A 9,944-nucleotide genomic window follows, 5' to 3' on the forward strand; every position below is an offset into this window, starting at 1 on the left:
CGCCCAGGGGCCTTTGCGTTGCGCACGAATCAAGCCGATACTCGGCGCAGGGAAACCGCAGTCACTTAGCAGGAACAAAATTCGCGGACTGTGATGCATTCCTAGGTATTCTTGTCCCAATGGAATTGAACGACCCGACATGCCTCCCGAGCTGACAGCTGCCCTGGCGCTCTGCCGCAACCTGCCTTCGCCACCCGGTATTGCCCTGCGCATCATCGAACTGGCCCAGGACCCGGAAGCGGACATCGCCACCGCCGCCGACATCATCGCCATCGACATGGCGTTGAGCGCTCGCATGCTGCGCATCGCCAATTCCCCCCTGTACGCCAGCCGGCGCCGGATCGAGAACCTCGGCCAGGCGCTGACCATGCTCGGCCTGAATGCCACCATCAGCCTGGCCCTCGGCTTCACCGTCACCCAGGGCCTGACCGGTGGCAGTGGCGAATGCCACGACCTGCGCCAGCGCGCCTGGAAGCGCAGCATCCTCAGCGCCCTGGCCGCCAGCCAGCTGGGGCAGGCGCGCGGCCTGCGCCGCCTGGAGGAACTGATGCTGGCCGGCCTGCTGCAGGACCTGGGCGTGCTGTGCCTGGCCCAGGCCGAGTCGGAACGCTACCTGCCCCTGCTGCGCGAAGCGCGCGACAACACCGATCTGGTCGCGCGCGAGCGCGACGAACTGGGCTGCAGCCATGCCGACGTCGGCGCCTGGGTGGCCGAGCAATGGGGCCTGCCGCGCTATCTGGTGGAGAGCATCAGCCACAGCGAGGACCAGGACGCGGTCGAATCACCCTTCCAGGCCTGCGTGCAGCTGTCCGGCGCCGTCGCCGACATCTGGCTGGACGAGGATGCCGACACCGCCCGCGAACGCGCCCTGCAGCAGGTGCACGACCACCTGGAACTGGACAGCGCCCGCTTCGACCAGGTGCTCGCGCGCATCAGCGAGACCCTGCCGGACATCGCCAGCCTGTTCGAGGCCGGGCTGAATTCGCCTTCGCGTGTGCGTGAACTGATCGACCACGCACAGGAGCTGGCCACCCTGCGCAACCTGCGCGAACTGCAGGATGCCGACCAGGCGCGCCGCCGCGCCGACGAATTCGAAGCCCGGGCCAAGCGCCTGGCCGACCAGGCCCACCGCGACGCGCTGACCGGCGTGCTCAACCGTCGCCAGCTGGAAGCGGTGCTCGAACAGGAGTTCCTGCGTGCCGGCCGCCAGGGCTGGCCGCTGTCGGTGGCGTTCATCGATCTGGACGATTTCAAGAAGATCAACGATGCGCATGGCCACCTGACCGGCGATGAGGTGCTGCGCGCCTTCGCTGGCAAGCTGCAGGGCCAGCTGCGCAACAGCGACACCGTGGCCCGTTTCGGTGGCGAGGAGTTCGTTGCGCTGCTGCCCAATACCAGCGAAACCGTGGCACTGGACGTGATCCGCCGGGTGCTGGCCAACATCGTCGCCACGCCGATGGCCGAGCTGGAAGGCGGCCCGCTGTTCGTCACCTTCTCGGCCGGCGTGGCCACCCAAGGCGGCTACGAGCGCTTCGCCGACGTGCAGGACCTGCTGCGCGCGGCCGACGACGTCCTGTATCGCTCCAAGAATCTCGGCCGCAACCGGGTGATCGCCCGCTCCCCTGGCGCTCTTGGCCACGACGAGCTGTCGGCGACCGCTGGCGCCGAGCTGGGCTGAACGGGGAGCCCCGGCTGACCGGGGCAAACGCCGGAATTTTGCGCCGCAGTGCACAAAACACTTTGGCAGGACGCTGCATGCGCGTAGAATCGCCCGCGATTTCCACGCACCCGAGGTCCCCATGTCCAAGCTCGCCTATCGCCGCATCCTTCTGAAACTGTCCGGGGAGGCGCTGATGGGAGATGAGGACTACGGCATCGACCCGAAGATCATCAACCGCCTGGCCCGCGAGGTCATCGAAGCCCAGCAGGCCGGTGCCGAAGTGGCCCTGGTGATCGGCGGCGGCAACATCTTCCGCGGTGCCGGCCTGGCCGCTGGCGGCATGGACCGGGTCACCGGCGACCAGATGGGCATGCTGGCCACGGTCATCAACGCCCTGGCCATGCAGGACGCCCTGGAGAAGCTGGGCGCCAAGGCCCGCGTGATGAGCGCGATCAAGATCAACGACGTGTGCGAGGACTACATCCGCCGCCGCGCCATCCGCCACCTTGAAAAGGGCCGCCTGGTGATCTTCGCCGCCGGCGTCGGCAGCCCGTTCTTCACCACCGATTCCGGCGCCGCCCTGCGCGCGATCGAGATCGGCGCCGACCTGCTGCTGAAGGCCACCAAGGTCGACGGCGTGTACGACAAGGACCCGAACAAGCACAGCGATGCGGTCCGCTTCGACAGCCTGAGTTACGACGAAGTGATCCGACGCGGCCTGGAAGTGATGGATACCGCCGCCTTCGCCCTGGCCCGTGACAGCGACCTGCCGATGCGCGTGTTCGACATGGGCCAGCCGGGCGAGCTGCTGAAGATCCTCAATGGCGAGAACATCGGCACCCTGGTCCAGGGCCGCGATCAGGCCTGAGCCTGAGCGCGAGGCGACAACCGGGCCGATCCAGGCCCGGCAGCGTCCCGTATTCGCCTATAATCGCCCGATTCCAGATACATCCAGGACCGGGCGATGCTCAACGACATCAAGAACAACGCGCAGACGCGCATGGCCAAGAGCATCGACGCTCTGAAGCACACCCTCACCTCCATCCGCACCGGGCGTGCCACTCCCGCCCTGCTGGACCGCGTGACGGTCAATGCCTATGGCAATGCCAGCACCCCGCTGAACCAGGTCGCCTCGATCTCCAACGCCGATGCCCACTCGCTGCTGGTCACGCCCTTCGACAAGAGCATGATCAAGGAAATCGAGAAGGGGCTGTACAACCACGAGTTCACCCCGAACACGCTGGGCGCCGCGATCCGCATCAACATGCCGCCGCCGACCGAAGAGCGCCGCAAGGAGCTGGTCAAGCAGGTGCAGAAGGAAGGCGAAGGCGCCAAGATCGCCGTGCGCAACATCCGTCAGGACGCGAACAAGGAAATCGCCAAGCTGGTCAAGGACAAGGCGATCAGCGAAGACGAGAAGAAGCGCGGCGAAGACGACATCCAGAAGCTCACCGACGGCAGCATCAAGGACGTCGACAAGGTTGTCGCCGAGAAGGAAAAAGAACTGCTGTCGGTCTGAAGTCGATGCCTTCAGTCCCGCCTCCGTTGCCGGCTGCCCTGCCCCGCCACGTTGCCATCATCATGGATGGCAACGGCCGTTGGGCACAGCAGCGCCGCCGCCCGCGCGTGATCGGCCACCGTGCCGGCGCGCGCGCGGTCAACCGCACCATCGAACGCTGCCTTGAACTGGGCATTCCCGCGCTGACCCTGTTCGCGTTCTCCAGCGAGAACTGGGGCCGGCCGCAGGAAGAAGTCGATGCGTTGATGAAGCTGTTCCTCGGCGCGCTCGACCGCGAAGTGGACGAGCTGCATCGGCGTGGCGTGCGCGTGCGCTTCATCGGTGAACGCGAACGCTTCGGTGCTGGACTGGTCAGCCGCATGCAGCTGGCCGAGCAGCGTACTGCCGACAACACCACCCTGACCCTGTCGATCGCCGCCAGCTACGGTGGCCGCCAGGATATCGCCCGTGCCGCGCGCGCCCTGGCCGTTGAAGTGGCCGCCGGCCGCCTGCTGCCCGAACAGATCGACGAATCGCTGCTGGGCAGCCAGGTGGCCCTGGCCGACCTGCCGGCACCGGACCTGTTCATCCGCACCGGGGGCGATACGCGCATCAGCAATTTCCTGCTGTGGCAGCTGGCGTACACCGAGCTGTGGTTCACCGAGGCCCTGTGGCCGGACTTCGACGCCGAGCTGCTGCAGCAGGCGCTGGACGCCTATGCCAGCCGCGAGCGTCGTTTCGGTTTGACCAGCGCCCAGATCGCCGCACTGGCCACCGAGACCTCCAGCCCATGACCAAGACCCGAGTACTCGCCGCGCTGATCATGGCGCCGGTGGCCATTGCCGCGATCCTGCTGCTGCCGACGCAATGGCTGGCCGCCGCCGCCGCCGCCGTGCTGCTGATCGGCCTGTGGGAGTGGCTGAAGCTGGCCGGCATCGAAGACACCCTGGCGCGCACCGTCCTGCTGGTGCTGAACCTGCTGCTGATGGTGCTGCTGGTGTGGGCCGATGGCAGCACACTGGTGCTGTTCCAGATCACTACATTGGCCGGTGTCGCCTGGTGGCTGGCCGCACTGGTCTGGCTGCGCTTCTTCAACTTCGGCGCGCAGCCGTCGGCGCCTTCGCGGATCGTGAAGATGCTGGCCGGCACCCTGGCCATCGTGCCGGCCTGGGCCGCACTGGTGCTGATCCATGCCGGTGGCGATCCGCCGGGCAAGCAGGGCCACCTGTGGCTGCTGGCCGCGCTGGCCCTGGTCTGGGCGGCCGATTCGGGCGCCTATTTCGCCGGCCGACGCTTCGGCAAGCACAAGCTGGCCCCGCGCATCAGCCCCAACAAGACCTGGGAAGGCCTGTTCGGCGGCCTGCTGGCCGGTGTTGCTGTGGCCGTGGGCCTGGGCTGGCTGGCGGGCATCGACGTCGCACACCTGCCGGGCCTGCTGATCACCTCGGTGGTGGCGGTGTTCGCGTCGGTGCTGGGCGATCTGTTCGAGAGCCTGATCAAGCGCCACGCCGGTGCCAAGGACTCCGGCCACCTGATTCCGGGCCATGGCGGCGTGCTCGACCGTGTCGACGGCGTCCTCGCCGCCGTTCCGGTGTTCGCGCTGGGCAAGGAAATCTTCGGGTTCTGACCATGAATGCTGCCGCAGACCTGCGCCGGGTCGCCGTTTTCGGCGCCACCGGCTCGATCGGTGCCTCCACGCTGGACGTGATCGCCCGCCACCCGCAGCGTTACCAGGCGACCGTGCTGGCTGCCGGCCGCCAGCTGCACGCGTTGCTGGCATTGTGCCGCCAGCACAAGCCCGAGCACGCGGTGATCGCCGACGAATCACTGTATGCCGAGCTGCGCGACGGCCTGCGCGAGGCCGGCCTGGCCACCGAGGCCCATGCGGGTGCTGCCGCGGTGGACCAGCTGGCCGCCAGCGATGCCTGCGACACGGTGGTCGCGGCCATCGTCGGCGCCGCTGGACTGTCCTCGACCCTGGCCGCCGCCGCAGCCGGCAAGCGCATCCTGCTGGCCAACAAGGAATCGCTGGTGCTGGCCGGCGAGCTGCTGACCCGCACCGCCGAACGGGCCGGCGCCGAAATCATCCCGATCGACAGCGAGCACAGCGCGATCTTCCAGTGCCTGCGCTCGCGCGATGCCAGCATCGAGGGTGCCGGCGTGCGCCGGATCCTGCTGACCGCCTCCGGCGGCCCGTTCCGTGGCCGCAGCCGTGCCGAACTGGCCCAGGTCACCCCGGCGCAGGCCGTGGCCCACCCGAAATGGTCGATGGGCCCGAAGATCTCGGTCGATTCGGCGACGTTGATGAACAAGGGCCTGGAAGTCATCGAGGCGCATCACCTGTTCGCGGTGCCCGGCGAGCGCATCGAGGTGCTGGTGCACCCGCAGAGCCTGGTGCATTCGCTGGTCGAGTTCGTGGACGGCTCGACCCTGGCGCAGATGGGCCTGCCGGACATGCGCACCACGCTTGCGGTCGGCCTCGGCTGGCCGCAGCGCATCGAGTCGGGCGTGGCCGGGCTGGATCTGCTGGCCCAGGGCCGGCTGGATTTCGAGGCCCCGGACACCGACGCGTTCCCCTGCCTGGCCCTGGCCTGGCAGGCGATGCAGGCGGGCGGAACCGCACCGGCGGTGCTGAACGCCGCCAATGAAGAGGCGGTTTCAGCGTTTCTTCAGGGCCGGATCGGTTTCCTGACCATCCCGGAGCTGGTTGCTAACGCTCTTTCAACACTGCCGACCCAAGCAGCCGATACACTGGAGGTCCTGTTGTCCGCCGACCAGCGGGCACGCCAGCTGACCCTGAACGCCATCGACGCCGCCTGAACGACCGCCTCGCCCAGCATGACGACGCCGCCTCTGCCCACCACTGTGACCCTGCATGACTGACTTCATCGGATCGGTCTGGTGGATGATTGTCAGCCTCGGGCTGCTGGTCACGTTCCACGAATTCGGGCATTACTGGGTCGGCCGCCTGTGCGGGGTCAAGATCCTGCGCTTCTCGGTCGGCTTCGGCCGCCCGCTGTGGTCGCGCCGCGACAGGCACGGCACCGAGTTCGCCATCGCCGCCATTCCGCTGGGCGGCTACGTGAAATTCCTCGACGAGCGCGAGGTCGAAGTCCATCCGCACGAGCGCGGCCAGGCCTTCAACCACAAGACCGTCTGGCAGCGCATCGCGATTGTCGCTGCCGGTCCGATCGCCAATCTGCTGCTGTGCATCCTGCTGCTGTGGGCGATGTTCGTGATCGGCAAGCAGGACTATTCGCCGACCATCGGCCGGGTCAGCGGCATCGCCGCCACGGCCGGACTGGTCAGCGGCGACCGCGTGCTGCGGGTGGATGACCGCCAGGTAGTCACCCTCGGCGACGCCAGCATGGCACTGACCGCGGCCGCGATGGACCGCCGTGACGTGACGCTGGAAGTGCTCGATCCCGCCGACCAGGTGCGCGTGCGCACCCTGCCGCTGTCGCAGCTGCCGGCTGGCTTCGATGAACGACGGGTGCCGATCCTGGCCGGCCTGTACTGGCAATCCTGGCTGCAGCCGGCGCTGGTCGACTCGTTGACCGCCGATTCGGCGGTGGCCGGGCAGCTGCAGCCGGGCGATCTGATCGTGGCCATCGACGGCCAGCGCATCGACAGCGTCGATCAGGTCATTGGCGAAATCCAGGCCCTGGGCCGCGCCGGTGGCCCGGGCATGATCGAGGTCCTGCGCGGCGGTGAACGCCTTGCGCTGGAAGTGACACCGCGCCAGGGCAAGGATGGCAAGGGCAATCCGGTCTGGCAGATCGGCGTCGGTTTCCCCACCACCTACAGCCCCGCCTACGACACCCTGCTGCGCTATGGTCCGCTCGACGCGGTGACCGTGGCCGTTCGCGAAACCGGCCGCCTGGCCGCCGACTCGCTGGGCATGATGGGCCGCATCGTCACCGGCAAAGCCTCGCTGCAGAACGTTTCCGGGCCGGTCACCATCGCCCGCGTGGCCAACGTCTCGGCCAAGCGCGGCCTCGACTGGTTCCTGCAGTTCCTTGCCCTGCTGTCCCTCAGCCTGTGCATCATCAACCTGCTGCCGATCCCGATCTTGGACGGCGGGCACCTGCTGTATTACCTTATCGAGTTGGTCAAGGGCAGCCCGCTGAGCGAGCGTGCCATCGCCGCCGGCCAATACATCGGCCTGGCGTTGCTGGCCGGGCTGATGGGGTTGGCGTTCTACAACGACATCCTCGGCCTGGTCCCGCGATGAACTTTTCCACGTTGTTGCCGTCTACAGCGTCGGCATCCCGCACCAATGAAATCGACCTTCCTACCGGACGTGACATGACGCGACTCCCCAATCGCCGCCTGCTGGCCCTCGCCCTCGCCGCCGTCACCGGCGCTCCCGCCCTGGCCCAGGCAGCCGAGCCCTTCACTGTCAGCGACATCCGCGTCGATGGCCTGCAGCGCATCAGCTCGGGCACGGTGTTCACCTACCTTCCGGTGGAACGTGGCGAGACCATCACCGACAACAAGGTCGGCGAGACCATCCGCGCCCTGTACAAGACCGGCTTCTTCGAAGACGTACAGCTGGACCGCCAGGGCAACATCCTGGTGGTGACGGTCAAGGAACGCCCGGCGATCAACAAGCTGACCGTCACCGGCAACAAGGACATCAAGTCCGAGCAGCTGCTGAAGGGCCTGTCCGACATCGGCCTGACCGAAGGCGGCACCTTCGACCGCCTGAGCCTGGACCGCGTGACCCAGGAACTGCGTCGCCAGTACAACGACCGTGGCAAGTACACCGTCGAGATCACCCCGACCGTGAGCCCGCTGGACCGCAACCGCGTGGACATCGCGATCGCCATCAAGGAAGGCAAGGCGGCCAAGATCCGTCACGTCAACCTGGTCGGCACCGAGAAGTTCGAGAGCAAGGACATCCTGGAGACCTGGGAGTCCAAGGAGCACAACTGGGCCTCGTGGTACCGCCGTGACGACCAGTACTCCAAGGAAAAACTGTCCGGCGACCTGGAAAAGCTCAACTCCTGGTACCTGGACCGCGGCTACGTCGACTTCAGCATCGATTCGACCCAGGTCTCGATCAGCCCCGACAAGCGCGACATGTTCCTGACCGCGGGCGTGACCGAGGGTGCGCAGTACAAGATTTCCGAGATCAAGGTCAGCGGCGACACCATCCTCCCGCAGGAGGACGTCGAGCGCATGGTGATCCAGAAGTCCGGCGACACGTTCTCGCGTGCGCTGCTGGAATTCAGCTCGGACACCATCACCAACTCGCTGTCCAACATCGGCTACGCGTTCGCCAAGGTGAACCCGATCCCGACCACCAACCGCCCCGACCAGACCGTGGCGATCAACATGCAGGTCGTGCCGGGCCCGCGCGTGTCGGTGCGCCGCATCCTGTTCCGTGGCAACACCCGCACGTCCGACGAAGTGATGCGTCGCGAAATGCGCCAGTTCGAGAACAGCTGGTACTCGCAGGCCGCGATCGACCGCTCCAAGATCCGCCTGCAGCGCCTGGGCTACTTCGAGTCGGTGGACGTCGAAACCCCGGCCGTCAGCGGCAGCAACGACCAGGTCGACGTCGTCTACAACGTCAAGGAAACCACCTCCGGCAGCTTCGTGTTCGGCCTGGGCTATTCGCAGTCCTACGGCATGACCACCTCGGTGCAGCTGTCGCAGAACAACTTCCTCGGCGGCGGCAACCGCGTGTCGGTCGAAGCCTCGCGCAGCAGCTACCTGCAGCGCTATGGCTTCAGCTACACCAACCCGTACTTCACCGATGACGGCGTGTCGCTGGGCTACAACCTGTCCTGGCGCGAGCTGGACTACTCCGACTTCAACACCGCGCAGTACAACAGCACCAATGGTTCTGCGCAGGTGGTATTCGGCGTGCCGCTGACCGAGACCGACACCGTCTCGCTGATGTTCGGCATCGACAGCAACCAGATCACCACCTACCAGGGCTCGACCCCGCAATCGATCATCGATTACATCAACGCGGTCGGTCAGCGCACCTTCCACGCCTGGCGTACCGAGCTGGGCTGGGCACGCGACTCGCGCAACGACTACTTCATGCCGACCCGCGGTACCTATCAGCGCATCGGCCTGGAAGCCACGCTGCCGGGTTCGACCATCGAGTACTACAAGCTGAACTACCAGATCAGCAAGTACTGGCCGATCATGCCGTCGCTGGTGATCAACACCCGTGCAGAAGTGGGCTACGGCGATGCCTATGGCAATGACTACACCCGCACGCTGACCAACCCGGACGGCACCACCCGCACCGTCACCGCGAGTGGCCTGCCATTCTTCGAGAACTTCTACGCCGGCGGTACCAACTCGGTGCGTGGCTTCGAAGACAACACCCTGGGCCCGCGCGAAGTCACCAATGGCTATCCGGAAGGCCAGCCGCTGGGTGGTTCGCTGAAGACCGTCGGTTCGGTCGAAGCCTACTTCCCGCGCCTGTTCGACAGCCCGTCGGCACGCGTGTCGGCCTTCGTCGACTTCGGTAACGTCTACAACGGCACCAAGAACTTCAAGGCCAACGAACTGCGCGTCTCCACCGGTGTCGCCCTGCTGTGGCGCGCCCCGGTCGGCCCGATCTCGATCAGCTACGCCTTCCCGCTGAAGAAGGAAGACGATGACAAGATCGAACGTCTGCAATTCACCTTCGGTGGCCAGTTCTGAGGAACTTTGTTCCTCAGAACTGATCCACCTGCGGTGAATTGCCCCCGCATTTCACCTATCCCCCGCGCCGTTGGCGCGCCCCCCTTAACAGAAGGGGGGCTCTCCGCCAGACAG

8 protein-coding genes are annotated in these 9,944 nt (G+C 66.5%); all 8 read left to right on the top strand.

The window, feature by feature from the left end:
- Positions 1-139 precede the first annotated feature (139 nt).
- On the top strand, positions 140-1,678 hold the full coding sequence (locus O0J73_RS10145) for a GGDEF domain-containing protein (RefSeq protein ID WP_308308631.1): 1,539 nt from the start codon (positions 140-142) through the stop codon (positions 1,676-1,678).
- Between the two features lie 121 nt (positions 1,679-1,799).
- Positions 1,800-2,528 carry a UMP kinase gene (pyrH, locus tag O0J73_RS10150; RefSeq protein ID WP_006427124.1) on the top strand — a complete coding sequence of 243 codons (729 nt, stop codon included), beginning with the start codon at positions 1,800-1,802 and terminating at the stop codon, positions 2,526-2,528.
- Between the two features lie 96 nt (positions 2,529-2,624).
- Entirely contained in the window at positions 2,625-3,179 is a 555-nt protein-coding gene (gene frr / locus O0J73_RS10155; RefSeq protein WP_008265041.1) for a ribosome recycling factor, read from the top strand.
- A gap of 5 nt (positions 3,180-3,184) precedes the next feature.
- Positions 3,185-3,952 carry a polyprenyl diphosphate synthase gene (uppS, locus tag O0J73_RS10160; protein ID WP_049456922.1) on the top strand — a complete coding sequence of 256 codons (768 nt, stop codon included), beginning with the start codon at positions 3,185-3,187 and terminating at the stop codon, positions 3,950-3,952.
- Entirely contained in the window at positions 3,949-4,785 is an 837-nt protein-coding gene (locus tag O0J73_RS10165) for a phosphatidate cytidylyltransferase (protein ID WP_049456921.1), read from the top strand. The genes uppS and O0J73_RS10165 overlap by 4 nt, the downstream gene beginning before the upstream one ends.
- 2 nt (positions 4,786-4,787) lie before the next feature.
- Positions 4,788-5,978 (top strand): 1-deoxy-D-xylulose-5-phosphate reductoisomerase, encoded by a 1,191-nt coding sequence (locus O0J73_RS10170; protein WP_308308632.1) that lies wholly within the window; start codon positions 4,788-4,790, stop codon positions 5,976-5,978.
- Positions 5,979-6,033: 55 nt separating this feature from the next.
- Positions 6,034-7,392, top strand: coding sequence for an RIP metalloprotease RseP (rseP, locus tag O0J73_RS10175; RefSeq protein WP_008264625.1), 1,359 nt, complete (start codon positions 6,034-6,036; stop codon positions 7,390-7,392).
- A 74-nt stretch (positions 7,393-7,466) separates the two neighbouring features.
- Positions 7,467-9,830, top strand: a complete 2,364-nt coding sequence (gene bamA, locus O0J73_RS10180; protein WP_049456919.1) for an outer membrane protein assembly factor BamA — start codon at positions 7,467-7,469, stop codon at positions 9,828-9,830.
- The last annotated feature ends 114 nt before the right edge of the window (positions 9,831-9,944 follow it).

This window comes from Stenotrophomonas sp. Sm6012, assembly GCF_030985895.1.
Taxonomy (GTDB): domain Bacteria; phylum Pseudomonadota; class Gammaproteobacteria; order Xanthomonadales; family Xanthomonadaceae; genus Stenotrophomonas; species Stenotrophomonas forensis.

Coding starts and splice junctions, on each gene's coding strand:
- O0J73_RS10145 (WP_308308631.1), top strand. CDS start 140: ATGCCTCCCGAGCTGACAGCTGCCCTGGCGCTCTGCCGCAACCTGCCT.
- pyrH (WP_006427124.1), top strand. CDS start 1,800: ATGTCCAAGCTCGCCTATCGCCGCATCCTTCTGAAACTGTCCGGGGAG.
- frr (WP_008265041.1), top strand. CDS start 2,625: ATGCTCAACGACATCAAGAACAACGCGCAGACGCGCATGGCCAAGAGC.
- uppS (WP_049456922.1), top strand. CDS start 3,185: ATGCCTTCAGTCCCGCCTCCGTTGCCGGCTGCCCTGCCCCGCCACGTT.
- O0J73_RS10165 (WP_049456921.1), top strand. CDS start 3,949: ATGACCAAGACCCGAGTACTCGCCGCGCTGATCATGGCGCCGGTGGCC.
- O0J73_RS10170 (WP_308308632.1), top strand. CDS start 4,788: ATGAATGCTGCCGCAGACCTGCGCCGGGTCGCCGTTTTCGGCGCCACC.
- rseP (WP_008264625.1), top strand. CDS start 6,034: ATGACTGACTTCATCGGATCGGTCTGGTGGATGATTGTCAGCCTCGGG.
- bamA (WP_049456919.1), top strand. CDS start 7,467: ATGACGCGACTCCCCAATCGCCGCCTGCTGGCCCTCGCCCTCGCCGCC.